Consider the following 23,854-nt stretch of genomic DNA (forward strand, 5'->3'; position numbering starts at 1 on the left):
TGCGGCCATCACCACCGTTCCTTCCGGGCTCACTTCGCAAAGGGTGCTGCTCCGCGAAGCACTTGGTCAAGCGAAAGGCGTTGGTACTCCGAGACCGGTCGGCTCCAGGAGGCCACCGCGTGCGGCACGCCCGAACTCTCCCGGCTGGATCGACGACATGTCCGCCACGGACCGGGTGGCGCGGGGTGCGGGTCCCGCCGCCGGTCAGAACCGCCCCCGGCGCTGTGCGGTGCCGGGGGCGGTGGTGCGGGTGCTCGTACGGTGAGGTCAGCGGAGCTGCTCGTACGCCGGCAGCGTCAGGAAGTCCGCGTAGTCCTGGTCCAGGGAGACCTGGAGCAGCAGGTCGTGGGCCTGCTGCCACTTGCCGGCGGTGAAGGTCTCCTCGCCGATCTCCTCGCGGATCGCGGCAAGTTCCTCGGCGGCGACCTTGCGCGCCAGGTCCGCCGTGGCGTGCTCGCCGTTCTCGAAGACCACGTCCGCGTTGATCCACTGCCAGATCTGCGAGCGGGAGATCTCCGCGGTGGCGGCGTCCTCCATCAGGTTGAAGATGGCGACCGCGCCCAGGCCGCGCAGCCAGGCCTCGATGTAGCGGATGCCGACCGCGACGGCGTTGCGCAGGCCGTCGTACGTGGGGCTCGCGTCGAGGGTGTCGATGGCGATCAGGTCGCCCGGTGCCACCGAGACGTCCTCCCGCAGCCGGTCCTTCTGGTGGGGCTTCTCGCCGAGGACCGCGTCGAAGGAGGCCAGGGCGATCGGGACCAGGTCGGGGTGGGCGACCCAGGAGCCGTCGAAGCCGTCGTGCGCCTCGCGGTCCTTGTCCGCCTTGACCTTCTCGAAGGCCACCTTGTTGACCTCGGCGTCGCGGCGTGAGGGGATGAAGGCGGCCATGCCGCCGATCGCGTGCGCGCCGCGCTTGTGGCAGGTGCGGACCAGGAGTTCGGTGTACGCGCGCATGAACGGGGCGGTCATCGTCACCGCGTTGCGGTCCGGGAGGACGAACTTGGGCCCGCCGTCACGGAAGTTCTTGACGATGGAGAAGAGGTAGTCCCAGCGTCCGGCGTTCAGCCCGGAGGCGTGGTCGCGCAGCTCGTAGAGGATCTCCTCCATCTCGTACGCGGCGGTGATCGTCTCGATCAGCACCGTCGCGCGGACGGACCCCTGCGGGATACCGACGTAGTCCTGGGCGAAGACGAAGACGTCGTTCCAGAGGCGGGCCTCCAGGTGCGACTCCGTCTTCGGCAGATAGAAGTACGGGCCCTTGCCGAGGTCGATCAGACGCTGGGCGTTGTGGAAGAAGTAGAGGCCGAAGTCGACCAGCGCGCCGGGCACGGGGACGCCGTCCAGCTGGAGGTGGCGCTCCTCCAGGTGCCAGCCGCGCGGGCGCATGACGACCGTGGCGAGTTCGCCGGCGGACTTCAGCGCGTACGACTTGCCCGACCCCGGGTCGGTGAAGTCGATACGACGCTCGTAGGCGTCGGTCAGATTGAGCTGGCCGAGGATCACGTTCTCCCAGGTGGGAGCGGACGCGTCCTCGAAGTCGGCGAGCCAGACCCTGGCGCCCGAGTTCAGGGCGTTGATGGTCATCTTGCGGTCGGTCGGACCGGTGATCTCCACCCGGCGGTCGTTCAGAGCGGCCGGAGCCGGTGCGACCTTCCAGGAGTCGTCCGCGCGGACCGCCGCAGTCCCGGGCAGGAAGTCCAGCGTGGAGGTGCGGGCGATCTCGGCGCGGCGCTCACCGCGACGGGCGAGCAGCTCATCGCGGCGCCGGGTGAACCGCCGGTGCAGTTCGGCCACGAAGGCGAGGGCCGCGTCGGTCAGGACCTCTTCCTGCCGGGGCAGGGGCTCGGCATCGACGATGGCCAGCGTGGACGGCGCTGGTGCGGACATGAGCTGTCACTCCTTCAGCGGGCGGCGGCGTCTCATGGCCGCCGGGTCGCCAGAGACGGCACGGCGTGCCATGGCTCCGAGATACGGCCGTGGGTGCCGTCTGAGGTTCAGAGGGCTTCTGACCAGTGGATAGTAGTTTCCTCATGGTGGAAGTTCAATGGTTTGTTGATGTCGAGATTCTCCGGGTCGACAGAAACGGGCCGCCGTCGGCGCAGCGTGCCAACGCGGCCACGGACCGTGCGCGGCGATCCGCCCCGCCCGGTCACTCCAGGTGCCTCAGATCCCGTGAGGTGTCGATGTCGTACGCCTCGGCCACATCCGAACACTCCACGAGCGTGATCGCATCGCGGTGCTCCCGCAGATACGCCCGAGCCCCCCGGTCGCCCACCGCTCCCGCCGCGATGTCCGCCCACCGGTCCGCGCCGAACAGCACCGGATGGCCCCGCTCCCCGCCGTACGAGGCGGCCGCCAGACTCGCCCGCGAGCGGTACGCGAGACGCACCCGCGCCACCGCCTCCGCCCCGATCCCGGGCTGATCGACCAGAAGGACGAGCGCCGCGTCCGCGCCCGTCGCGCTGAGCGCGGCCAGGCCCAGGCGGAGCGAGGAGCCCATGCCTTCCTCCCAGCCCGGGTTCACCGTCACCGCGCAGCCCGAGAGGTCCGTGCGGGCCCGCACCTCCCCGGCCGCCGCGCCCAGCACCACGTGCAGCGGTCCGCAGCCGCCGTCGCGCAGGGTGCGCACCGCGTGTTCGATCAGCGGCCGGCCCCGGTGCTCCAGCAGCGCCTTCGGCCGGCCGCCGAGCCTGCGGCCCCCTCCGGCGGCCAGGAGCACCCCCGCGACCTCGGGGTTCTTCGCGGCGGACGTCATGTCCGCGGTGCTCTTTGCCGTCCTGCCCGTAGGCGTGTCCGTGACCATGGGCTCTGGATACCACTGAGGGGTTCGCACACGCGACACGCATATCACCCTCAGGGGTCACCCCGATTTCTTTCCGTGGGCTGGCGCGCACTGCCTGTTATGGCGTTAACTTGCGGACACACCCGGGGACTTGGCCACAGCCCGGGTTCGGGGGTCACACCGGCACAGGGACGTGCGAGGGGGAGTGCTGTGTTGCGAAGCGTGGGGCAGAAGCGCCTGACCGGCAGCGACGAGGACCCGAGGGTGGCCGAGCTGCGGGTGGCCGTCTCCCGGCTCCGCCGGGAACTGGCCGGGCTCCGGACCGAATTCCCCGACAGGCCGATCGCCGAGGACGAGCTGGCGGCCCTGGACGCGATGGCCGTCAGCGGCGTGCCGGAGATCCCCCGCATGCGCCGCTCCCTGCTGCTGATCGCGGGGGCGATCGGCTCGGTGAGCGCGGTGGCCGCGGCCCTGCGCGAGGTGCGCAACGCGGTCGACCTCTTCGGGGAGCCCCCGCGCGGCTGACGCACGACGCGCCGGGCCGGCCTCAGCGGCGGATGAGCGGGCGAGCCCGGGTTCGCCGGCGGATGAAGCGTGAGCCGGGCTTCAGCGGATGAACGCGCGAGCCGGGCTTCAGCGGCGGATGAGCCTGCGGGCCGTGGCAGCCGCGACCGCCGACGTACGGGAGTCGACGCCCAGCTTGGCGTAGATGTGCACCAGGTGGGACTTGACCGTGGCCTGGCTCAGGAACAGCCTCTTGCTGATCTGCAGGTTCGACAGGCCCTCCCCGACCAGCTGGAGCACCTCCAGCTCCCGCCGGGTCAGCGCCTCGGCCGGGGTGCGCATCCGGTCCATCAGCCGGTGCGCCACCGACGGCGCGAGCGCGGAGCGGCCCGCGGCCGCCGTGCGCACCGCCGCCGCCAGCTCCTGCGGCGGCGCGTCCTTCAGCAGATAGCCGCTCGCCCCCGCCTCGACCGCCGCCAGGATGTCCGCGTCGGAGTCGTAGGTGGTGAGGATCAGGACCCGGGGGCCGTCCGGTGCGGCGGTGATCGTCGCCGTGGCCTGTGAGCCGTGCAGGCCCGGGCCGAACTGGAGGTCCATCAGGACCACGTCGAACCCGCCGGACGCCGCCAGGGCGACGGCCTCCTCGGCGGTGGCGGCCTCGCCGGCGACCCGGAAGCCGGGCTCGGTGTCCAGCACCGCGCGCAGCCCCGCCCGGACGACCGGATGGTCGTCCGCCAGCAGCAGCCGGATCGGGTCCCCGGCCCCGCCCCCGATCCCGTCCCCGCTCATGCCGCACGCTCCGCTTCCGCGACGGGCAGCGGCAACGTGACCGCCACCGCCGTGCCCTGGCCGGGCGCCGACTCCACGCTCAGCGCACCGCCGAGCGACCCGGCGCGCGCCCGCATCGCCGGCAGCCCGAAGCCGCCGTCGGCCCGCTCGTGGACGGGTGCCCCCGCCGGGTCGAAGCCCTGCCCGTCGTCCACGACGTCCAGCGCCACCGAGGTGTCCATGAAGCTCAGGGTGATCTCCGCCCGTCCGGCCCGCGCGTGGCGCACCGTGTTGGCCAGCGCCGACTGCGCGGTCCGCAACAGCGCCACCTCGTACGGCGTCGGCAACTCCACCGGGGCGCCGCTCACCGCGAACCGTACGATCAGGTCCGGCGCGGTCGTGCGGGCACAGAGCCGCTCCAGCGCGGCGGCCAGCGAACCGTGCTCCAGCTCCGGCGGGGTCAGCGCGCGCACGAAGGAACGGGCCTCGGCGAGGTTCGCCTGCGCGGCCTCCCGGGCGGCCCGCACATGCGCGGCGGCCGGAGCGTCCTCGGGCAGCGAGCGCTCGGCGGCGCGCAGCAGCAGCTGGATGCTGGACAGGCCCTGGGCCAGCGTGTCGTGGATCTCCCGGGCGAGGCGCTCACGCTCGGCGAGGGTCCCGGCCGTGCGTTCCGCCTCGGCCAGATCCGCGCGGGTGGCGACCAGCTCCACGATCAGCTCACGCCGCCGTTCGCTCTCCCGGAAGAGCGCGTCGTACCCGAGGACGGTGGCGACGGCGACCGCCGCGCCGATCAGCGGCCCGATGAACGCGCCGGGCTCGATCTGCTGCCGGTGCACGACGAAGCCGGTGATCGCGGCGCCCGCGGTGACCACGACGGCGGGCAGCGCCCAGCGCATCGGCAGGAGGTGGAGCTGGAGGAAGTAGAGGGGGAACGCCACCCAGAGGGCGTCCGGCGACAGCACCAGCAGCGTGGCCCACAGTGCGCCGAGACCCGCCAGCCACACGGCCCCCGCCCGGCTGCCCGGCTGTACGGAGGGGGCGAGCGGCCCCGCCGCGTACAGGGCCGCCATCAGCGCCGCCACCACCACGACCGCCGACGCCCGCGGCGCGCCCTCGCTCACCGCGCGGACCACCACCAGGGCCAGCAGCCCCGTCAGCAGGGCGTGCAGACAGAGCCGCAGGGCTGCCGTGACGTGGGTGTGCGAACGCGAATCCATGGTTCGTCCAGCGTAGCCGCGGACTCCTGGGACCCGGTCAATCGAAAGGTTGATCCCGGGCCCGTCCGCCGCGCGATGTTTTCCCGCCCGCGCCGCACGACGCTGGAGCCATGTTCGTCGCATGGAGAGACCTCCGCTTCGCCAAGGGCCGGTTCGCGCTCATGGGCTCGGTCGTGGTGCTGATCACGCTGCTCGTGGGCCTGCTGTCCGGCCTGACCGCCGGCCTGGCCCGGGAGAACATCTCGGCCGTCACCGGCCTGGACGCCGACCACCTGGCCTTCGCCGCGCCACCGGAGGGGCAGGCGGAGTCGTTCACCAACTCGACCGTCCGGGAGGACGACTGGCGGAGCTGGGCCGGACAGCCCGGGGTCGAGGCCGCGCAGCCGGTCGGCATCCGGACCCTGAACGCCACCGCCGCCGGTGAGCGGACCGCCGCCGTGTCGGCCTTCGGCGTCGAACCGGACGGCACCCTCGGGCCGGAGGGGATCGGCCCGGGGCGGGTCGTGCTCTCCGGGAAGGCGGCCGAGGAGCTCGATGTCACGGCGGGCGACAGGATCGCCCTCGGCCGGACCGAGAGCGAGGTAGCCGCCGTCGCCACGGACGCCTCCTACAGCCATACCCCCGTGGTCTGGACCTCGCTGGACGACTGGCAGCGGATCGGCCACGACGGTGCCGGGCCCGCCGAACAGGCGACGGTGATCGCCCTGACCACCACCGGTGGCGTCGACCTCGCGGCGGGGGACGAGGCGGCGGGCACGAGCACGCTCACGCTCGACGACTCCCTCACGGCCATCGGCTCCTACCAGGCGGAGAACGGTTCGCTGCAGCTGATGCGCGGCTTCCTCTTCGCCATCTCCGCCCTCGTCATCGGGGCGTTCTTCACCGTCTGGACGATCCAGCGCAGCGGCGACGTCGCCGTGCTGAAGGCGCTCGGCGCGTCGACCCCGTACCTCCTGCGCGACGCGCTGGGACAGGCCGTCGTGATGCTCGCCCTCGGTACGGGACTGGGCACCGCGCTCGCCGCCGGGGCCGGAGCCCTGATCGGCGGAGGAGCCGTGCCGTTCGTCCTGGACGCGGCGACCGTCCTGGTCCCGGCCGCCGTGATGATCGCCCTCGGCGCGCTGGGGGCCGCCCTGTCCATCCGGCGGATCACCGCCGTCGACCCGCTCACCGCACTCGGGAGTGCCCGATGACGCTCACCCTGACCGACGTCACCCTCACCTATCCGGACGGCGAGGGACGGCTCACCGCCCTGGACCGGGTCTCGCTGGACGTGCCCCCGGGCACGCTCACCGCCGTCGTCGGGCCGTCCGGCTCGGGCAAGTCGAGCCTCCTCGCGGCCGCCGCCACCCTGGTCACCCCGGACTCCGGCGAGGTCGTGGTGGCCGGGACGCCGACCACCGGCCTCGGGCGGTCCGGGCGGGCGGCCCTGCGCCGGGAGCGCATCGGCATCGTCTTCCAGCAGCCCAACCTGCTGCCCTCGCTGACCGCCGCCGAACAGCTCCAGGTGATGCGCCACCTGTCCGGGGGCTCGGCCCGCACCGCCCGCCGCCGGGCCCTCGACCTGCTGGACGCGGTCGGTCTGGCCGACCGCGCCGACCGGCGGCCGCACCAGCTGTCGGGCGGTCAGCGTCAGCGGATCAACATCGCGCGGGCCCTGATGAACGAACCGGCGGTCCTGCTCGTCGACGAACCGACCAGCGCGCTCGACCACGAGCGGGGCGCGGCCGTGCTCGACCTGCTGGTCACCCTGACCCGGGAGCGCTCCACCGCCACGGTGCTGGTCACCCACGACCTGGCGCACCTGGAGCGGATGGACCGCACGGTGACGATGGACGACGGGCGGCTGACCGCGACGGCCCGGGTCTGAGGACGAGGAGCGGCGGGGCCCGGCGTCCCGGCCCCGCCGTCTCCGGGTTCAGCCGCCGTGCGTGCCGTTGCTCGCCAGCGCGTCGGACAGCTCTCCCGCGACCTGCTGGAGGATCGGCACGATCCGCTCCGTCGCCGACTCCGTCACCCGTCCGGCCGGGCCCGAGATGGAGATCGCCGCCGAGGTGGGGGAGTTCGGCACGGAGACCGCGAGGCACCGCACGCCGATCTCCTGCTCGTTGTCGTCCACCGCGTACCCGGCGCGGCGCACCAGCTCCAGGGCGTCCAGGAAGCCCTCCGGAGTGGTGATCGTCTTCTCCGTCGCGGCGGGCATGCCGGTACGGGCCAGCAGTGCGCGGACCTCGTCGGCGGGGGTGTGCGCGAGGAGCGCCTTGCCCACGCCGGTGGAGTGCGGCAGGACCCGGCGGCCGACCTCGGTGAACATCCGCATGGAGTGCTTCGAGGGCACCTGGGCGACGTACACGATCTCGTCCCCGTCCAGCAGCGCCATGTTCGCCGTCTCGCCGGTCTCCTCCACCAGTCTGCTGAGGTAGGGGCGGGCCCAGGTGCCCAGAAGCCGGGACGCGGACTCGCCGAGCCGGATCAGCCGGGGGCCCAGCGCGTAGCGGCGGTTGGGCTGCTGGCGTACGTATCCGCAGACGACCAGGGTGCGCATCAGCCGGTGGATGGTCGGCAGGGGCAGACCGCTGCTCGCGGAGAGCTCGCTCAGCCCGACCTCGCCCCCGGCGTCGGCCATCCGCTCCAGCAGATCGAAGGCGCGCTCAAGGGACTGCACCCCACCGCTGGAACCGGAGGGCTTGGAGTCGGCTGTGCTGGCGTGGGACGGCGGCACGTCAACGGTCCTTTCGAAGCGGAAGGCAAGGCAGCAGCCTACCGGGCGGCTCCCGATCGGCCCACAGCTCCCCGGTCGGCGTCGGTGCCGGTCAGGGGCTGTTTTGTCCGGGTGCCGACGGTCGGTGCGGGCGACTCGGCGCCACCTCTCCTGGCCCATGCTACGTTCCGCACTTCGAAATATGACTTTTACTTTGTGGAAACCTCCAGGCGTGCTGCCGGGGTGGTCCGGCAGGCCCATGTGGCGGAAGGTGGGGTCTTGACGAGGGCGATCCACAAGTGAAGACTCCATCGAAAGCTTCAACAGTTCGTTGAATTCCTGGAGTGAAGGAGCACAGGTGTCCGGTCCGGACGTGAACCTGATACTGCGCTCGACGCGCGTCGTCACCCCCGAGGGGACCCGCCCGGCGGCGGTCGCCGTCGCGGGCGGGACGATCGACGCGGTCCTGCCGTACGACGCCGGGACGCCCGCGGGCGTCCGCCTGGAGGACTTCGGCGACGATGTCCTGCTGCCCGGTCTCGTCGATACCCACGTCCATGTGAACGACCCCGGCCGCACCGCGTGGGAAGGCTTCTACACCGCCACCCGCGCGGCCGCCGCGGGCGGGATCACCACGCTCCTGGACATGCCCCTCAACTCCCTCCCGCCGACCACCACCGTCGAGAACCTGCGGGTCAAGCAGCAGGTCGCGGCCCCCAAGGCGCACGTCGACACCGGCTTCTGGGGCGGGGCGATCCCTTCCAACGTCAAGGACCTGCGCCCCCTGTACGAGGCCGGGGTCTTCGGCTTCAAGTGCTTCCTGTCGCCCTCCGGCGTCGAGGAGTTCCCGGAGCTGGACCAGGAACAGCTGGCCCGCTCCATGGCGGAGATCGCCGGATTCGGCGGGCTGCTCATCGTGCACGCCGAGGACCCGCACCACCTGGCCGAGGCCCCCCAGCGTCCCGGACCCGCCTATGCGGACTTCCTCGCCTCCCGGCCGCGCGACGCCGAGAACACCGCGATCGAAGGGCTCATCGCCCACGCCAGGCGGCTGAACGCCCGCGTCCACGTCCTGCACCTCTCCTCCAGCGACGCCCTGCCCCTGATCGCCGCCGCCAAGCGCGAGGGCGTCCGCGTGACCGTCGAGTCCTGCCCGCACTTCCTCACCCTCACCGCCGAGGAAGTGCCGGACGGGGCGACGGAGTTCAAGTGCTGCCCGCCCATCCGCGAGGCCGCCAACCAGGACGTGCTGTGGGCCGGGCTCGCCGACGGCACCATCGACTGCATCGTCAGCGACCACTCCCCGTGCACCACGGACCTGAAGACCCCGGACTTCGCCTCCGCCTGGGGCGGCATCTCCTCCCTCCAGCTTGGTCTGCCCGCCATCTGGACCGAGGCCCGCAAACGCGGCCACTCCCTCGACGACGTCGCCCGCTGGATGTCCGCCGCCCCCGCCGCGCTGGCCGGGCTGACCCGCAAGGGCGCCATCGAGGCCGGGCGCGACGCCGACTTCGCGGTCCTCGCCCCCGACGCGACCTTCACCGTCGACCCCGCCGAGCTCTTCCACCGCAACCAGGTCACCGCCTACGCCGGGAAGACCCTGCACGGCGTGGTCCGCTCCAGCTGGCTGCGCGGTGCCCGCATCGCCTCCGACGGCGTTCTCGCCGAGCCCGCCGGCCGCCTCCTGGAACGCGCCGCCCCCTGAGCGAGCCCACCGGTCCGCTCCCCGAACGCGCCCCCCCGCACCGTGCCCGAAAGGAACCCCTGACCATGACGGACGCCGCGATACCGCGCTTCACCGGCGACGCGAGCCCCTACGCGGGCGGCGACCCGTACGCCGACCACCGCACCGCCGACTTCCCCTTCACCCACCTCGTCGATCTGGCCGACCGCCGTCTCGGGGCGGGGGTCATCGCCGCCAACGACGAGTTCTTCGCCGAGCGCGAGAACCTGCTCAAGCCCGGGCCCGCCGTCTTCGACCCGGAGCACTTCGGGCACAAGGGCAAGATCATGGACGGCTGGGAGACCCGCCGCCGACGCGGGGTCAGCGCCGCCGAACCGCACCCCACCGCCGACGACCACGACTGGGCCCTCGTCCGGCTCGGCGCGCCCGGTGTCGTCCGGGGCATCGTCCTGGACACCGCCCACTTCCGGGGCAACTACCCGCAGGCGGTCTCCGTTGAGGCGGTCGCGCTGCCCGGCTCCCCGTCCCCCGAGGAGCTCCTCGCCCCCGACGTGAAGTGGACGACGCTCGTCCCCCGTACGGCGGTCGGCGGCCACGCGGCCAACGGGTTCGCCGTCGACGCCGAGCAGCGCTTCACCCACCTGCGGATCAACCAGCACCCGGACGGCGGGATCGCCCGCCTGCGCGTGTACGGAGAGGTCGTTCCCGACCCCGCCTGGCTCGGCGCGCTCGGCACGTTCGACCTGGCCGCCCTGGAGAACGGCGGCCAGGTCGAGGACGCCTCCGACCGCTTCTACTCCCCGGCCACCAACACCATCCAGCCGGGACGCTCACGGAAGATGGACGACGGCTGGGAGACCCGCCGCCGGCGCGACCGGGGCAACGACTGGATCAGCTACCGCCTCGCCGCGCGGTCCGGGATCCGGGCCGTCGAGATCGACACCGCCTACCTCAAGGGCAACTCCGCGGGCTGGGCGAGCCTCTCGGTCCGGGACGGCGGGAACGCCGGGGACGGTGACTGGACGGAGGTCCTTCCCCGGACCCGGCTCCAGCCCGACACCAACCACCGCTTCGTCCTGGACGGGACCGTCCGGGCCACGCACGTCCGGATCGACATCTACCCGGACGGCGGCATCTCCCGGCTCCGGCTGTTCGGATCGCTCACCGACGAGGGCGCGGCCGCCCTGGCGGCCCGTCACCGGGAGCTGGGCGGCTGATCCCCGGACCCGCCCGGCACAGGGCGCACCGCGATCGCAGGAGGATCGAGGTATGCCCGGCCGGTCCCGTTACGTGCGGGTGTGTCACCCTGGTCGAGGTGCGGCGAGCAGGCCCCGAGGGCCGGGCGCCGCACCTTCCGACCTCCTCCGACCGGGAGCCCCCATGATCTTCATCGCCGTCAAGTTCACCGCCCTCGACCCCGAGGAATGGCTCACCCGGCTGGACGACTTCACCCTCGCCACCCGCGGTGAGCCCGGCAACCTCTTCTTCGACTGGTCCCGCAGCGTGGAGAACCCCGACGAGTTCGTCCTGCTGGAGGCCTTCGCCGACGCGGCGGCGGGCGAGGCGCATGTGAACTCCGACCACTTCAAGGCGGCGATCGCGACCATGTCGGAGCTGGTGGCCGAGGTCCCCGAGATCATCAACGTCGAGGTGGAGGGCGCCGGCTGGTCACGGATGGCGGAGGTCACCCCGCGCAACCGCTGACCGGCGCGTCCCGGACGCCGCCCGGCGGGCGGCAGCCCGACCGCAGTGCCTTGGGTGTACTGACCCGCAGGGGTGCTGACGCGGGTGACCCTCCGCCTTGCGGCGCACCGCGTCCGACGCCGCGCACCGATCCACCGGTCATCGCGGGACACTCCCTAGAACTCCTCGTGGGACTCCGGGTCGCCGCCGAACCGCCGCTGCCGCCCGGACGCGATCGTCGTCAGCTCCTGAGCCGTCAGCCGGAACCCGAACAGATCGAGGTTCTCGCGCTGCCGGCCCGGGTCCGCCGACTTCGGGATCGGCACCGCGCCCAGCTGGGTGTGCCAGCGCAGTACCACCTGGCCGGGGCTCACCCCGTGGTCCTCGGCGATCGCCACGGTCGAGGGATCCTCCAGCACCTCGCGGCCCCGGGCCAGCGGGCTCCAGCTCTCCGTCACGATGCCCTTCGCCGCGTGCACCGCCCGCAGCTCCTCCTGCGGCAGCAGCGGATGCATCTCGATCTGGTTCACCGAGGGCAGCACGCCCGTCTCCCGCTCCAGCCGCTCCAGATGCGCGGCGGTGAAGTTGGAGACGCCGATGGAGCGGACGAGACCGTCCTCGCGGAGCCGGATCATCGCCTTCCAGGTGTCCACGTACTTGTCGACGCGGGGGAGCGGCCAGTGGATCAGGTAGAGGTCGACGTACTCGACGCCCAGGCGGGCCCGTGACTCCTCGAACGAGGCGAGCGTCTCCTCGTACCCGTGGTGCCGGCCGGGCACCTTCGTGGTGAGGCGGACCTCCTCGCGGGGGACGCCGCTGCGGGCGATGCCCCGGCCGGTGCCGGTCTCGTTGCCGTAGTTGAGGGCCGTGTCGACCAGCCGGTAGCCGAGCTCCAGGGCCCCGGCGACGGCCTCCTCGGCCGCCGCGTCGTCCAGCGGGTAGGTGCCGAGTCCCACCGCGGGGAGCCGTGTGCCGTCGTTGAGCGCCTGAACCGGTGTGCCGGACATGTGCGTGGTCCCGTCCTTCCCGTCGCTGCCCCCGTCCCGGCCAGCGTAGGGGCGTGGCGGGGACGGGGGCGGCCGGACGGGGCCGACGGGGGAGCGCTCCGAGGTGCGGCGGGCGAGCACTCCCCCGAGGCGGCGGCGCCGCTCAGGCCGCGTGGCCGCCGTCCACGACGATCTCCGTGCCGGTGATGAATCCCGCCTCCCCGCTCGCGAGGTACGCGACGAGCGAGGCGACCTCTTCGGTGGTGCCGAAGCGGCCCAGCGCGGTCGCCGCGCGCTGGCCCTCGGCGAACGGCCCGTCGGACGGGTTGAGATCGGTGTCGACGGGCCCGGGCTGGATCAGGTTCACCGTGATGCCGCGCGGTCCCAGCTCCCGGGCGAGCGGCTTGGTCAGCCCGACCAGGGCGGACTTGCTGAGCCCGTAGAGGGTGGAGCCGGGCCCGCCCACGTACCGGCTCAGCGCGGAGCCCACGGAGACGATGCGGCCACCGTCGGCCAGCCGCTCCGCCGCCGCCCGGCAGGCGAGGAAGACCGCCCGCACGTTCACCGCCAGCGTCCGGTCCACCTCCGGTCCGGCGAGCCCGGAGATCGGGCCGAGGACGCCGATGCCCGCGTTGTTGACCAGGATGTCGAGCCGGCCGAGCGCGTCCGCCGCCCGGTGAACGGCGTCGGCGGCCGCCTCGGCGTCCGCCGCGTCACAGCGCAGGGCGACGCCCCGGCGGCCGAAGCCCTCGATCTTCGCGACGACCGCACGGGCCGCCGCCTCGTCCTGGACATAGGTGACGGCGACGTCCGCACCGTCCTGGGCGAGCCGCAGAGCGATCGCGGCGCCGATGCCCCGGCTGCCGCCGGTGACCAGGGCGGCGCGGGCCGGGAGCCCGGCGGACGCGGCGGTGGGAGCGGTGGTGGACAGGGTGCTGGACATGGGGTGTTCCTTTGCTGGGGGACGCCGTCGCTGCGACGACATCCCCCAGCAAACGCGGGCCGGGGCCCGCGCACCGGCGGGTATCGGACACCCACGGCCCGCCGGGCTCGCACACCCACGGTCGCCCGGGACCTGGCGCCGGGACCCCGCCCCGGCGCCTACCGCGGAGGCAGCAGTGTGGGATCCGTCGCCGCCGCCCGCAGCCGTCGCAGGATGGCCCGCGCCGCCTTGTCGTAGCCGAGGTTGTTGTTCTGGAGCACCGACTCGGCGTTGGCCAGCTCCAGCAGGGCGATCACCTCGAAGGCCAGCTGGCACACGTCGGTGTCCGCGACCAGCTCCCCGGCGGATCTGGCCTCCTCGATCGTCTGCTCCACGAAGGTGACCCAGCCCGTCTGCGCGGACGCCAGGGCGTCATGCACCCTGCCGCCACGGGCGTCGAACTCGGCGGTGGCGGCGTAGAAGAAGCAACCGCCCCGGAACACGCGCTCCCGGGAGTACGCGATCCACGCCTCGCACAGCCGCCATACCCGGCCGAGCCCCGGCGGCGCCGACCGGGTGGGGCGCAGCACATGGTCGACGTAGATCGCCACCGCCCCCCGCACGGTGGCCAGCTGGAGCCCTTCCTTCGAGCCGAAGAGGGCGAACACCCCGCTCTTGCTCAGCCCGAGCTCGGTGGCCAGCCGCCCCAGCGACAGGCCCTCCAGCCCTTCGACCGAGGCGATCTGCACCGCCCGCCCCAGGATCAACTGCCGGGTCTGGTTCCCCCGCTCGACCCGCCCGTCCGCTCTCAACGACGTCATGTGACCACTCCGTGCCTCAGAGTTATCGAGGCGTCAGTCTAGGGAGCGGCGGCGCGGCCGACGGACCCTTCGCCGCCCGGCCGAACGGCCCGACCGCCCCTGACCACGGGTGATGCCCCTGGACGATCCGACCGTTGAGACAGGTGTGCCTTTTCCAGGGGCCCAGGGGACACCGTGATCGCCCCGCGTGTGAGCCGGTGGGGTGCGGACGGGGTCCGTACACCGCACCTCCCCGTCCCGGGGCGGCCTGCCGTCGCCGTCAGGACTTGATCGAGTCCGCGGCGATCATCACGGCCGCCCCCGCCACGATCAGCACGATGTTGACGAACAGTCCCCGGTCGCTGAGGAAGTCGATCCGCCGCACCACTGTCCACAGCCGGAACCAGCCCGTCCACTCGTACAGCAGCCCGGCGGCGCCCTGGGCGAAGACGAGGAACCCGATTGTCTCGACGATTTTCTTCATGGGCCGAGCCTCCCGCCCGCCCCGCACCCACCGCGTCGGCCACCGGTTCCGTACGCCGCGCCGAAAGTAGCCGGTCCCGCGACTTTGGTCGCTCCCTCGCCGCGCGGGGCGCCTCCGGGCCGCCCGGCTGCGTAACTTTGTCGATATGACGCGCACCGAGTACCGCTGGCTGCTCCCCTCGGCCATGGCCGACCCCGAGCTGCCCGGGGACCGGCCCCGGACGCGGCGCACCGTGCGGGACTGGGCCGTCGACATCACGGCGTTCCTCTGCGCCGCGGGCGTCGGTCTGCTGGTGCTCGCCGCGATCGACGCCGACGACACCACGGCGGACGTCTTCGTCCTCGTCGACTCGGTGATCGGCGCGGCGGCCTGCTGCGCGCTCTGGCTCCGGCGGCGCTGGCCCGTCGGGCTCGCCGCCACGCTGACCGTCGTCTGCATCGTCGAACCCGTGGCCGCCGGGGCGCTGATGGTGGCCCTCTTCAGTCTCGCCGTGCACCGCCCCTTCAAGCCGGTGGCGATCGTCGGCGCGGGTGCGCTGATCGTGGCCCCCCTGCAACCCCTCCTGCGCCCCGACCCCGCGACGACCTTCCTCGCCTCGGTCGTCTTCGGCATCCTGCTGATCCTGCTGGTCCTCAGCTGGGGCATGGTCGTACGTTCCCGGCGCCAGCTCGTCGTCACCCTCCGCGAACGGGCCCGCCGCGCCGAGGCCGAGGCGGAGCTGCGCGCCGAACAGGCCCAGCGGCTGGCCCGGGAGGCCATCGCCCGCGAGATGCACGACGTCCTCGCCCACCGGCTGACCCTGCTCAGCGTGCACGCCGGGGCCCTGGAGTTCCGGCCGGGCGCCCCCGCCGCCGAGGTCGGCCGGGCGGCCGGCGTCATCCGGGACAGTGCCCACGAGGCCCTCCAGGACCTCCGCGAGATCATCGGCGTGCTGCGCGGGCCCGGCGACACCGACGAGGGCGACCGGCCGCAGCCCACCCTCGCCACCCTGGACGCCCTCGTCGCCGAGTCCCGGCTCGCGGGCATGAAGGTCGTCGTCGACAACCGGGTCGCCGAACCGCTGGACGCCCCCGCGGCCACCGGCCGCACGGTCTACCGCATCGCCCAGGAGTGCCTGACCAACGCCCGCAAGCACGCGCCCGGCACCGAGGTCTCCGTCACGGTGGCGGGCGGCCCCGGTCAGGGGCTCACCATCGAGGTGGCGAACCCCGCCCCCACCGAACCCTTCGAGCGGGTCCCCGGCTCGGGCCAGGGGCTCATCGGCCTCACCGAACGCGCCACGCTCGCCGGCGGCGGGCTGGAGCACGGCCCGACGAAGGACGGCGGCTTCATGGTCCGGGCCCGGCTGCCGTGGCCCGCCGCGTGACGCCCGCGGGCGCGACGCCCTCCCGGAGGACCGGGACCGCGAGGCCTGCCCGGGCGGCCCGGCCGGTACGCCCGCCGTACGGGGCCCGCGCACCGGCTGGCTACGGTGGCCGTCATGAGAACCCCGGCGTCCCCGACACCCCCGCCCGTCCGGCTGCTGATCGTCGACGACGACCCGCTGGTCCGGGCCGGACTGACCCTGATGCTCGGCGGCGACGAGGGAATCGACATCGTGGGGGAGGGCGCGGACGGCGAGCAGGTCGAGGAACTGGTCGAACGGTTGCGCCCCGATGTCGTCCTGATGGACATCCGTATGCCGGTCATGGATGGCCTCACCGCGACCGAGCGCCTGCGCCGCAGGCCCGGGGCTCCCGAAGTCGTCGTCCTCACCACGTTCCACGCGGACGAACAGGTGCTCCGGGCCATCCGGGCCGGGGCGGCCGGATTCGTCCTGAAAGACACCCCGCCGGCCCGGATCGTCGATTCGGTCCGCAGGGTCGCTGCCGGGGACCCGGTGCTCTCGCCCGCCGTCACCCGCCAGTTGATGACCCGCGCCGCCGGTGGCGGACACGACGACCGGGTCGGCCGCACCGATCGCGCCCGCAGACGTTTCGACCAGCTCGCCGAGCGCGAGAAGGAAGTGGCCGTGGCCGTCGGACGCGGCGGCTCCAACGCGGAGATCGCGGGCTCCCTCTACCTCAGCGTCGCGACCGTCAAGGCCCACGTCTCGCGGATTCTCGCCAAGCTCGAACTCAACAACCGCGTCCAGATCGCGCTGTTGGTCCATGACGCGGGGCTTCTCGACACGGAGGGGGAAGACGGGGGCGGCCTGCGCTGACCGCAGCGGAGCGGAGCCGGCGGAAGCGGAGCGGACCCGACCGGAGCGGAGCGGACCGGACCGGAAGAGGGGCTGACCACCGCGGCTGTGCTCGATCCGCGGGGCCCGCCGGACTTCGCCGCGCGTCCCTCCCGCTGCCGATGACCGTACGGGTCCGGGACCCGTACGGTCAGCCGCCGGGGATCTCGGTCATCGCCACCGGCCGGCGTTCGCGGCGGGAGACCTCGCACGCCTCGGCGATCCGCAGGGCGTGCAGGGCCTCCCTCCCGTCGCACGGGTTGGCCAGCTCGCCCCGGACCACGCGCAGGAACGCGTCCAGTTCCGCCTCGTACGCCGGGGCGAACCGCTCCAGGAACCCCGGCCAGGGCTTCGCCGGGGCGCCGGAACCCCCGGGCTCGGCCGAGGTCAGCGGCGTACGGTCGTCCAGGCCCACGGCGATCTGGTCCCGTTCCCCGGCCAGCTCCATCCGTACGTCGTACCCGGCGCCGTTGCACCGGGTCGCGGTGGCGGTGGCGAGCGTCCCGTCGTCGAGGGTGAGCAGAGCGGCGGCCGTGTCCACGTCCCCGGCCTCCCGGAACATCGCGGGTCCGGCGTCCGCGCCGGTGGCGTACACCTCGCTCACCTCGCGGCCCGTCACCCAGCGCAGCACGTCGAAGTCGTGGACCAGGCAGTCGCGGTACAGCCCGCCGGAGAGCGGGAGGTAGGCGGCGGGCGGCGGGGCCGGGTCGGAGGTGACCGTGCGCACGGTGTGCAGGCGGCCGAGTCTCTTCTCCCGTACGGCGGCCCTGGCCTCGCCGTACCCGGCGTCGAAGCGCCGCATGAAGCCGAGCTGGAGCACGCTGTCGGCCGCCTCGACCTCCGCGAGCGCGGTGAGGGTGCCGGGCAGGTCCAGGGCGATCGGCTTCTCGCAGAAGACGGGCAGCCCGGCGCGGGCGGCACGTGCGATGAGCCCGGCATGCGCCGAGGTCGCCGAACAGATCACCACGGCGTCGGGCAGGCCCCCGGCCGCCCCCTCCCCGGAGAACAGGCCGTCCACCGGGACGGCCGCCGCCCCCGTCCGTGCCGCGGCTCCGGCCGCCCGCTCCGGGTCCGCGTCGGCCAGCAACAGGGCGTCCACGGCGGGGTGACGGCTCAGCACCTCCGCATGGAATGTGCCGATCCGTCCCGTTCCGATCAGTCCGATGCGCATGGGCCCCAAGGTGACGTTCGCCCGGTCATCATGTCAAGCGTTTGTCCTGACAAATGGCGGCCGCATCGATCGACGGTCCCCGGCCCCGCGACGCCATGGCTTTGTCCGGACAAGCGAACTACGCTCACCCCGTGACCGCACATGGACCCGACCGGCCGCTGCCGCTGAGCGTGGACCGCACCAGCCCGGTGCCGCTCTACTTCCAGCTGGCACAGCAGCTGGAGGCCGCCGTGGAGCAGGGCCGGCTGGCGCCCGGCGCCCTGCTCGGGAACGAGATCGACCTCGCCGCCCGCCTCGGTCTGTCCCGGCCGACCGTCCGACAGGCCATCCAGTCACTGGTCGACAAGGGCCTGATGGTGCGCCGCCGGGGAGTCGGCACCCAGGTCGTCCACAGCAAGGTCCGCCGCCCGCTGGAGCTCAGCTCGCTCTACGACGACCTGGAGGCGGCCGGCCAGCGGCCCGCCACCCGCGTCCTGCGCAACACCACGGAACCCGCCACCGCCGAGGTCGCCGCCGCGCTCGGCGTCGCCGAGGGCGGGGAGGTCCACCTCGTCGAGCGGCTGCGCAGCGCCCACGGCGAACCGATGGCCCTCCTGCGCAACCACCTGCCTCCGGGGCTGCTGCCCCTGCCCACCGAGGAACTGGAGGCCACCGGCCTCTACCGGCTGATGCGGGCCCGTGGCGTCACGCTGCACAGCGCCCGCCAGACCGTCGGCGCGTGCGCCGCGGACGACCGGCAGGCGCGGGTGCTCTCGGAAGCCGTGGGCGCGCCGCTGCTCACGATGGAGCGCATCACGTACGACGACACCGGCCGGGTGGTCGAGTTCGGCTCGCACGTCTACCGGGCGGAGCGGTACGCCTTCGAGTTCCAGCTGCTGGTGCGCGCCTGAGCCCGGCCGCCCCGCCGAAACGGTGCGGGCACACGGGTTGCGCTCGACAGCTCCCGTGCCCCAAGCTCCGTGTCCGTCGGGGCTCGGGGATACTTGGGCAGCCGGGCCGGGACCGTACACTCCCCGGCCCCGTCAAGCAGCACAGCGAGCAGCAGTAGAAGGGCACGGCGTCGTGGCAAGGGTTCGGACAGGGGTACGCGCGATGGGCGCCGTGCTGGCAGTGGTGCTGGGCGCCTCCCTCGTGGGATGCAGCAGCACCGGCGGCAAGCGCGCCGAGGAGCGCGCGGCCGCCGCGGCCGAGGGGCGGGCCGCGGTGAACACACCGCGCTGGACCTTCGCCATGGTCACCCACTCGGGCGACGGCGACACCTTCTGGGACATCGTCCAGAAGGGCGCCGAGCAGGCGGCCCTCAAGGACAACATCAACTTCCTCTACTCGCACAACGACGAGGCCAACCAGCAGGCCCAGCTCGTCCAGACCGCGATCGACAAGAAGGTCGACGGGCTGATCGTCTCGCTGGCCAAGCCGGACGCGATGAAGGCCGTGGTCGCCAAGGCCGTCAAGGCCGGCATCCCGGTCGTCACCGTGAACTCCGGCTCCGCGGAGTCCAAGGAGTTCGGCGCCCTGACCCACATCGGCCAGGACGAGACCATCGCCGGTGAGGCCGTCGGCGACGAGCTGAACAGCAGGGACCGCAAGAAGGCCCTGTGCGTCCTGCACGAGCAGGGCAACGTGGGCCACGAGCAGCGCTGCGCCGGAGCGAAGAAGACGTTCGACGGCACGATGCAGAACCTGTACGTCGACGGCACCAACATGCCCGACGTCACCGCGTCCATCGAGGCCAAGCTCCAGTCCGACAAGAGCATCGACGCGGTCGTCACCCTCGGCGCCCCCTTCGCCGACGCCGCCGTCCAGGCCAAGCAGACCGCCGGCAGCAAGGCCGAGATCGACACCTTCGACCTGAACGCGAAGGTCGCCACCGGCCTCCAGACCGACAAGCTCGGCTTCGCCGTCGACCAGCAGCCCTACCTCCAGGGCTACGAGGCCGTCGACCTGCTCTGGCTGTACCGCTACAACCGCAACGTTCTCGGCGGCGGCCTGCCCGTCCTCACCGGCCCCCAGATCATCACCAAGGACGACGCCGGCGCCCTGGCCGACTACACCAAGCGGGGCACCCGATGAGCGGCTCCACCGCCGCGCCCGACCAGCTCGACGAGCGCCTCGTACGCACCTCGCCGCTGCGCAAGCTGCTCGGCCGCCCCGAGCTCGGCTCGGTCGTCGGCGCGGCAGCTGTCTTCCTGTTCTTCGCGATCGTCGCCGACAGTTTCCTCCAGGCCTCCAGCTTCGGCACCGTGCTGTACGCGGCCTCGGTCCTCGGCATCATGGCCGCACCGGTCGCGCTGCTGATGATCGGCGGCGAGTTCGACCTCTCCGCCGGCGTCATGGTGACCAGTTCCGCGCTGATCTCCTCGATGTTCAGCTACCAGATGACGGCCAACGTCTGGGTCGGCGTCTTCGTGTCGCTGCTGGTCACGCTCGCCATCGGCGCGTTCAACGGCTTCATGCTGACCCGCACCAAACTGCCGAGCTTCATCATCACGCTCGGCACGTTCCTGATGCTGACCGGACTGAACCTCGGCTTCACCAAGCTCATCAGCGGTACCGTCTCCACCAAGGCCATCGGCGACATGGAGGGCTTCGACTCGGCCCGCGCGCTGTTCGCCTCGACGCTGACCCTCGGCGGAGTCGAGTTCAAGGTGACGATCCTGTGGTGGGTGGCGCTCGTCGGCGTCGCCACCTGGATCCTCCTCCGTACCCGCTTCGGCAACTGGATCTTCGCCGTCGGCGGCGAGGCCGGCGCGGCCCGCGCGGTCGGCGTCCCGGTCATCCGCACCAAGATCGGGCTCTACCTGGGCGTCGCCTTCGCCGCCTGGGTCTCCGGCCAGCACCTGCTGTTCAGTTACGACGTCGTCCAGTCCGGCGAGGGTGTCGGCAACGAGCTGACGTACATCATCGCCGCCGTCATCGGCGGCTGTCTGATCACCGGCGGCTACGGCTCCGCGATCGGCTCGGCCGTCGGCGCCTTCATCTTCGGCATGACCAGTAAGGGCATCGTGTACGCCGAGTGGAACCCGGACTGGTTCAAATTCTTCCTGGGAGCGATGCTGCTCCTGGCCACCCTGCTCAACGCGTGGGTGCGCAAGCGCGCGGAGGCGACGGCATGACGGCCACCCCTGAAGAGCCCGCGGGACCGCTGGTCGAGCTGGACGACGTGTCCAAGTTCTACGGGAACATCAAGGCCCTGGAGCACGTGTCGCTGGAGGTCCACCCGGGTGAGATCACCTGCGTCCTCGGGGACAACGGCGCCGGCAAGTCCACCCTCATCAAGATCATCGCGGGGCTGCACCGGCACGACGCCGGACGCTTCCTGATCGAAGGCGAGGAGACCAACCTCGCCAATCCGCGTGACGCCCTGGACCGGGGCATCGCCACCGTCTACCAGGACCTCGCCGTCGTCCCGCTGATGCCGGTCTGGCGGAACTTCTTCCTCGGCTCCGAGCCGACCGTCGGCTTCGGCCCCCTCAAGCGCCTCGACGTCCGGAAGATGCGCGAGAGCACCCGTACCGAACTGCTGCGCATGGGCATCGACCTGCGCGACGTCGACCAGCCCATCGGCACCCTCTCCGGCGGCGAACGCCAGTGCGTGGCCATCGCCCGCGCCGTCTACTTCGGCGCGAAGGTCCTGGTCCTGGACGAGCCGACCGCCGCCCTCGGCGTCAAGCAGTCCGGCGTGGTCCTCAAGTACGTGGCGGCGGCCCGCGACGCCGGCCTCGGCGTGGTCCTCATCACGCACAACCCGCACCACGCCCACCTCGTCGGGGACCGCTTCATCCTCCTCAAGCGCGGCGCGATGTCCGGCAGCCACACCAAGGCCGACGTCACGCTGGACGAGCTGACCCGGCAGATGGCGGGCGGCAGCGAGCTGGAGGAGCTCAGCCACGAGCTGGAACGCACCCCGGCCCCCACCCTCCCGGGCGCCCACGGCACGAAGGGCGGGACTCCCTGAGCGGGGACCGCCCCGGCGCGGCCGACCCCGCCCACCGGCCCGCCGGTGCCGGGCAGTGGCAGAATCGAGCCCGGCGGGCGCCGTCCGCCGCCGGCCGCGACAGCGGCCCGGCCCCTCAGACCCCGCAGGGACGATGAGCACGTACCGCGACTTCGCACACCGCGGCTCCGCCCGCGCCACCGTCCTCAAGACCGTCGGCACCAAGGAACGCCGCTCGCACCTCACCGCCCCCCGGGTCCCCACGGTCGGGATCGACATCGGCGGCACCAAGGTGATGGCGGGCGTCGTCGACGCCGACGGCAACATCCTGGAACAGCTCCGCACCGAGACGCCCGACAAGTCCAAGAGCCCCAAGGTTGTCGAGGACACCATCGTCGAACTGGTCCTGGACCTCTCCGACCGCCACGACGTCCACGCGGTGGGCATCGGCGCGGCGGGCTGGGTGGACGCAGACCGCTCCAAGGTGCTGTTCGCCCCGCACCTCGCCTGGCGCGACGAGCCGCTGCGCGACGCGATCGCGTCCCGCCTCGTCGTCCCCGTCATGGTCGACAACGACGCCAACACCGCCGCCTGGGCGGAATGGCGCTTCGGCGCCGGCCGCGGCGAGGACCACCTCGTCATGATCACCCTCGGCACGGGCATCGGCGGCGCGATCCTGGAGGACGGCCAGGTCAAGCGTGGCAAGTACGGCGTGGCCGGTGAGTTCGGCCACATGCAGGTCGTGCCCTCGGGCCACCGCTGCCCCTGTGGCAACCGGGGCTGCTGGGAGCAGTACAGCTCCGGCAACGCCCTGGTCCGTGAGGCCAGGGAACTGGCCGCCGCCGACTCCCCGGTCGCGCATTACCTGCTGGACCGGGTGAAGGGCCACATCCCCGACATCACCGGTCCGCTCATCACCGAACTGGCCCGCGAGGGCGATGCGATGTGCATCGAGCTGCTCCAGGACATCGGCCAGTGGCTCGGCGTCGGCATCGCCAACCTGGCCGCCGCTCTCGACCCCTCCTGCTTCGTCATCGGAGGCGGTGTCAGCGCCGCCGACGACCTCCTGATCGGCCCCGCCAGGGACGCCTTCAAGCGCCACCTCACCGGCCGCGGCTACCGCCCCGAGGCCCGGATCGCGAAGGCGCAGCTCGGCCCCGAGGCGGGTATGGTCGGCGCCGCGGACCTGGCCCGGCTGGTCGCCCGCCGCTTCCGCCGGGCCAACCGGCGCCGTGTCGAGCGGTACGAGCGGTACGCCCAGATCTACGACCAGGCGGCGAGCACCATCCGCAACACGCGGTCCACCCGTACCGCCGACTGAACCGCAGCCGCCCGTTCCGGCGTCCACCCTTCAGTACGCCGTCACCGCAGCATCTTGAGGACGACCTGATCATGATCGCAGCCGAGCACCCCGTGGTGCCGCACCAGTCGGAGTCTCCGGGCGACGGCGAGGGCAAGCCGCCCGAGGACCGGCGGCAGGTGTTCAAGCGGCGTTTCATCACCGCGACGATCATCGTACTGCTGATTGGCATCCCGGCCGGCTATCTGCTGATCTCGGCCGGTCAGAGCCGCCGCTCGGGCCAGGACAAGGAGGCCGAGGCGGCCGCCCAGGGGCTCCGCGAGGGCTGGCCCTCCAAGATGCAGCGCCGGATCTTCGAGATCCCGATCCCCGGCAACGGGCAGGGCGTCCAGTACTACGAGACGAACAACTGGAAAGCCAGCCGGATGTACGCGAAGTTCCGGACGACCTCCGCCGGTCTCGACCGCTTCCTGAGCGGGGTGGGCACCGGACGCGCGGCACTGGAGCCCGACACGATCGACATCAGCCCCCGGGACATCAAGATCACCGGTTGGTCCTTCGGCCCGGGCGAACACTGGGCCAGCACCACGCACAGCAACAAGAAGCCGCGCCCCACCCAGAACATCACCGTCAATATGACCGACCCGGCCAGCCCTGTCGTGTATGTCGTATCGGCGGCGACCCCCTGACCCGG

Annotated in this window: 24 protein-coding genes; 14 read left to right on the plus strand and 10 right to left on the minus strand. The window is 72.6% G+C overall.

The window, feature by feature from the left end:
* Positions 1-267: 267 nt before the first annotated feature.
* Both aceB and PSQ21_RS30340 read right to left on the minus strand, forming a co-directional pair.
* Positions 268-1,887: a malate synthase A gene (gene aceB, locus PSQ21_RS30335; protein ID WP_274034496.1), complete on the minus strand. Its 1,620-nt coding sequence runs from the start codon at positions 1,885-1,887 to the stop codon at positions 268-270.
* Positions 1,888-2,149: 262 nt separating this feature from the next.
* Positions 2,150-2,755 carry a nucleotidyltransferase family protein gene (locus PSQ21_RS30340; protein WP_274034497.1) on the minus strand — a complete coding sequence of 202 codons (606 nt, stop codon included), beginning with the start codon at positions 2,753-2,755 and terminating at the stop codon, positions 2,150-2,152.
* A gap of 249 nt (positions 2,756-3,004) precedes the next feature.
* Here PSQ21_RS30340 and PSQ21_RS30345 point away from each other — a divergent pair, with 249 nt between their 5' ends.
* Positions 3,005-3,307 carry a DUF5955 family protein gene (locus tag PSQ21_RS30345; RefSeq protein ID WP_274034498.1) on the plus strand — a complete coding sequence of 101 codons (303 nt, stop codon included), beginning with the start codon at positions 3,005-3,007 and terminating at the stop codon, positions 3,305-3,307.
* A 108-nt stretch (positions 3,308-3,415) separates the two neighbouring features.
* On the opposite strand, the gene PSQ21_RS30350 is transcribed toward PSQ21_RS30345, so the two are convergent.
* Both PSQ21_RS30350 and PSQ21_RS30355 read right to left on the minus strand, forming a co-directional pair.
* Complete coding sequence (locus tag PSQ21_RS30350) at positions 3,416-4,075, minus strand: response regulator (protein ID WP_274034499.1); 660 nt, start codon at positions 4,073-4,075, stop codon at positions 3,416-3,418.
* On the minus strand, positions 4,072-5,271 hold the full coding sequence (locus tag PSQ21_RS30355; protein WP_274034500.1) for a sensor histidine kinase: 1,200 nt from the start codon (positions 5,269-5,271) through the stop codon (positions 4,072-4,074). The genes PSQ21_RS30350 and PSQ21_RS30355 overlap by 4 nt, the downstream gene beginning before the upstream one ends.
* Before the next feature lie 110 nt (positions 5,272-5,381).
* Here PSQ21_RS30355 and PSQ21_RS30360 point away from each other — a divergent pair, with 110 nt between their 5' ends.
* Positions 5,382-6,464, plus strand: coding sequence for an ABC transporter permease (locus PSQ21_RS30360; protein ID WP_274034501.1), 1,083 nt, complete (start codon positions 5,382-5,384; stop codon positions 6,462-6,464).
* Entirely contained in the window at positions 6,461-7,141 is a 681-nt protein-coding gene (locus PSQ21_RS30365; protein WP_274034502.1) for an ABC transporter ATP-binding protein, read from the plus strand. The genes PSQ21_RS30360 and PSQ21_RS30365 overlap by 4 nt, the downstream gene beginning before the upstream one ends.
* Positions 7,142-7,189: 48 nt before the next feature.
* On the opposite strand, the gene PSQ21_RS30370 is transcribed toward PSQ21_RS30365, so the two are convergent.
* Positions 7,190-7,993, minus strand: a complete 804-nt coding sequence (locus PSQ21_RS30370; protein WP_274034503.1) for an IclR family transcriptional regulator — start codon at positions 7,991-7,993, stop codon at positions 7,190-7,192.
* A 337-nt stretch (positions 7,994-8,330) separates the two neighbouring features.
* On the opposite strand from PSQ21_RS30370, the gene allB reads away from it, so the two are divergent.
* The 3 genes from allB (at position 8,331) to PSQ21_RS30385 (ending at position 11,360) form a co-directional block, all read left to right on the plus strand.
* The gene (gene allB / locus PSQ21_RS30375) at positions 8,331-9,677 is read left to right on the plus strand and encodes an allantoinase AllB (protein WP_274034504.1); all 1,347 of its coding nucleotides are present in this window, start codon (positions 8,331-8,333) and stop codon (positions 9,675-9,677) included.
* A 65-nt stretch (positions 9,678-9,742) separates the two neighbouring features.
* A complete protein-coding gene (alc, locus tag PSQ21_RS30380) occupies positions 9,743-10,873 on the plus strand; it encodes an allantoicase (protein ID WP_274034505.1) in 1,131 nt (376 codons plus the stop codon).
* A 163-nt stretch (positions 10,874-11,036) separates the two neighbouring features.
* The gene (locus tag PSQ21_RS30385; RefSeq protein WP_274034506.1) at positions 11,037-11,360 is read left to right on the plus strand and encodes a putative quinol monooxygenase; all 324 of its coding nucleotides are present in this window, start codon (positions 11,037-11,039) and stop codon (positions 11,358-11,360) included.
* A 155-nt stretch (positions 11,361-11,515) separates the two neighbouring features.
* On the opposite strand, the gene PSQ21_RS30390 is transcribed toward PSQ21_RS30385, so the two are convergent.
* From PSQ21_RS30390 to PSQ21_RS30405, 4 genes are all read right to left on the minus strand, one after another.
* Positions 11,516-12,346: an aldo/keto reductase gene (locus PSQ21_RS30390; protein WP_274034507.1), complete on the minus strand. Its 831-nt coding sequence runs from the start codon at positions 12,344-12,346 to the stop codon at positions 11,516-11,518.
* Between the two features lie 142 nt (positions 12,347-12,488).
* A complete protein-coding gene (locus tag PSQ21_RS30395) occupies positions 12,489-13,268 on the minus strand; it encodes an SDR family NAD(P)-dependent oxidoreductase (RefSeq protein ID WP_274034508.1) in 780 nt (259 codons plus the stop codon).
* Positions 13,269-13,426: 158 nt separating this feature from the next.
* Positions 13,427-14,068, minus strand: coding sequence for a TetR/AcrR family transcriptional regulator (locus PSQ21_RS30400; RefSeq protein WP_274034509.1), 642 nt, complete (start codon positions 14,066-14,068; stop codon positions 13,427-13,429).
* 259 nt (positions 14,069-14,327) lie between these two features.
* The gene (locus tag PSQ21_RS30405) at positions 14,328-14,531 is read right to left on the minus strand and encodes a hypothetical protein (protein ID WP_274034510.1); all 204 of its coding nucleotides are present in this window, start codon (positions 14,529-14,531) and stop codon (positions 14,328-14,330) included.
* Between the two features lie 145 nt (positions 14,532-14,676).
* Here PSQ21_RS30405 and PSQ21_RS30410 point away from each other — a divergent pair, with 145 nt between their 5' ends.
* Together PSQ21_RS30410 and PSQ21_RS30415 are read left to right on the plus strand one after the other, a co-directional pair.
* Positions 14,677-15,897, plus strand: a complete 1,221-nt coding sequence (locus PSQ21_RS30410; protein WP_274034511.1) for a sensor histidine kinase — start codon at positions 14,677-14,679, stop codon at positions 15,895-15,897.
* Between the two features lie 114 nt (positions 15,898-16,011).
* Positions 16,012-16,734, plus strand: coding sequence for a response regulator (locus PSQ21_RS30415; RefSeq protein WP_274034512.1), 723 nt, complete (start codon positions 16,012-16,014; stop codon positions 16,732-16,734).
* A 169-nt stretch (positions 16,735-16,903) separates the two neighbouring features.
* On the opposite strand, the gene PSQ21_RS30420 is transcribed toward PSQ21_RS30415, so the two are convergent.
* A complete protein-coding gene (locus tag PSQ21_RS30420; protein WP_274034513.1) occupies positions 16,904-17,923 on the minus strand; it encodes a Gfo/Idh/MocA family protein in 1,020 nt (339 codons plus the stop codon).
* A gap of 131 nt (positions 17,924-18,054) precedes the next feature.
* On the opposite strand from PSQ21_RS30420, the gene PSQ21_RS30425 reads away from it, so the two are divergent.
* The 6 genes from PSQ21_RS30425 (at position 18,055) to PSQ21_RS30450 (ending at position 23,849) form a co-directional block, all read left to right on the plus strand.
* On the plus strand, positions 18,055-18,813 hold the full coding sequence (locus PSQ21_RS30425; protein ID WP_274034514.1) for a GntR family transcriptional regulator: 759 nt from the start codon (positions 18,055-18,057) through the stop codon (positions 18,811-18,813).
* 172 nt (positions 18,814-18,985) lie between these two features.
* Entirely contained in the window at positions 18,986-19,996 is a 1,011-nt protein-coding gene (locus PSQ21_RS30430) for a sugar ABC transporter substrate-binding protein (RefSeq protein ID WP_443334410.1), read from the plus strand.
* A complete protein-coding gene (locus PSQ21_RS30435; RefSeq protein WP_274034516.1) occupies positions 19,993-21,039 on the plus strand; it encodes an ABC transporter permease in 1,047 nt (348 codons plus the stop codon). Before PSQ21_RS30430 ends, PSQ21_RS30435 begins: the two co-directional genes overlap by 4 nt.
* Entirely contained in the window at positions 21,036-21,881 is an 846-nt protein-coding gene (locus PSQ21_RS30440) for an ATP-binding cassette domain-containing protein (RefSeq protein ID WP_274034517.1), read from the plus strand. Before PSQ21_RS30435 ends, PSQ21_RS30440 begins: the two co-directional genes overlap by 4 nt.
* Before the next feature lie 133 nt (positions 21,882-22,014).
* Entirely contained in the window at positions 22,015-23,181 is a 1,167-nt protein-coding gene (locus tag PSQ21_RS30445) for an ROK family glucokinase (protein WP_274034518.1), read from the plus strand.
* Positions 23,182-23,252: 71 nt separating this feature from the next.
* Positions 23,253-23,849 carry a hypothetical protein gene (locus PSQ21_RS30450; protein ID WP_274034519.1) on the plus strand — a complete coding sequence of 199 codons (597 nt, stop codon included), beginning with the start codon at positions 23,253-23,255 and terminating at the stop codon, positions 23,847-23,849.
* Positions 23,850-23,854: the final 5 nt, after the last annotated feature.

The sequence above is a fragment of the Streptomyces sp. MMBL 11-1 genome (assembly GCF_028622875.1).
In the GTDB taxonomy this organism is placed as follows: Bacteria; Actinomycetota; Actinomycetes; order Streptomycetales; family Streptomycetaceae; genus Streptomyces.

What these genes read in the sequence shown, in the direction of transcription:
- PSQ21_RS30365 (WP_274034502.1), top strand. Translation starts at nt 6,461, where the DNA reads ATGACGCTCACCCTGACCGACGTCACCCTCACCTATCCGGACGGCGAG.
- PSQ21_RS30360 (WP_274034501.1), top strand. Translation starts at nt 5,382, where the DNA reads ATGTTCGTCGCATGGAGAGACCTCCGCTTCGCCAAGGGCCGGTTCGCG.
- PSQ21_RS30435 (WP_274034516.1), top strand. Translation starts at nt 19,993, where the DNA reads ATGAGCGGCTCCACCGCCGCGCCCGACCAGCTCGACGAGCGCCTCGTA.
- alc (WP_274034505.1), top strand. Translation starts at nt 9,743, where the DNA reads ATGACGGACGCCGCGATACCGCGCTTCACCGGCGACGCGAGCCCCTAC.
- PSQ21_RS30420 (WP_274034513.1), bottom strand. Translation starts at nt 17,923, where the DNA reads ATGCGCATCGGACTGATCGGAACGGGACGGATCGGCACATTCCATGCG.
- PSQ21_RS30355 (WP_274034500.1), bottom strand. Translation starts at nt 5,271, where the DNA reads ATGGATTCGCGTTCGCACACCCACGTCACGGCAGCCCTGCGGCTCTGT.
- PSQ21_RS30400 (WP_274034509.1), bottom strand. Translation starts at nt 14,068, where the DNA reads ATGACGTCGTTGAGAGCGGACGGGCGGGTCGAGCGGGGGAACCAGACC.
- PSQ21_RS30415 (WP_274034512.1), top strand. Translation starts at nt 16,012, where the DNA reads ATGAGAACCCCGGCGTCCCCGACACCCCCGCCCGTCCGGCTGCTGATC.
- PSQ21_RS30440 (WP_274034517.1), top strand. Translation starts at nt 21,036, where the DNA reads ATGACGGCCACCCCTGAAGAGCCCGCGGGACCGCTGGTCGAGCTGGAC.
- aceB (WP_274034496.1), bottom strand. Translation starts at nt 1,887, where the DNA reads ATGTCCGCACCAGCGCCGTCCACGCTGGCCATCGTCGATGCCGAGCCC.
- PSQ21_RS30450 (WP_274034519.1), top strand. Translation starts at nt 23,253, where the DNA reads ATGATCGCAGCCGAGCACCCCGTGGTGCCGCACCAGTCGGAGTCTCCG.
- PSQ21_RS30390 (WP_274034507.1), bottom strand. Translation starts at nt 12,346, where the DNA reads ATGTCCGGCACACCGGTTCAGGCGCTCAACGACGGCACACGGCTCCCC.
- PSQ21_RS30385 (WP_274034506.1), top strand. Translation starts at nt 11,037, where the DNA reads ATGATCTTCATCGCCGTCAAGTTCACCGCCCTCGACCCCGAGGAATGG.
- PSQ21_RS30410 (WP_274034511.1), top strand. Translation starts at nt 14,677, where the DNA reads ATGACGCGCACCGAGTACCGCTGGCTGCTCCCCTCGGCCATGGCCGAC.
- PSQ21_RS30350 (WP_274034499.1), bottom strand. Translation starts at nt 4,075, where the DNA reads ATGAGCGGGGACGGGATCGGGGGCGGGGCCGGGGACCCGATCCGGCTG.
- PSQ21_RS30395 (WP_274034508.1), bottom strand. Translation starts at nt 13,268, where the DNA reads ATGTCCAGCACCCTGTCCACCACCGCTCCCACCGCCGCGTCCGCCGGG.
- PSQ21_RS30340 (WP_274034497.1), bottom strand. Translation starts at nt 2,755, where the DNA reads ATGACGTCCGCCGCGAAGAACCCCGAGGTCGCGGGGGTGCTCCTGGCC.
- PSQ21_RS30445 (WP_274034518.1), top strand. Translation starts at nt 22,015, where the DNA reads ATGAGCACGTACCGCGACTTCGCACACCGCGGCTCCGCCCGCGCCACC.
- PSQ21_RS30405 (WP_274034510.1), bottom strand. Translation starts at nt 14,531, where the DNA reads ATGAAGAAAATCGTCGAGACAATCGGGTTCCTCGTCTTCGCCCAGGGC.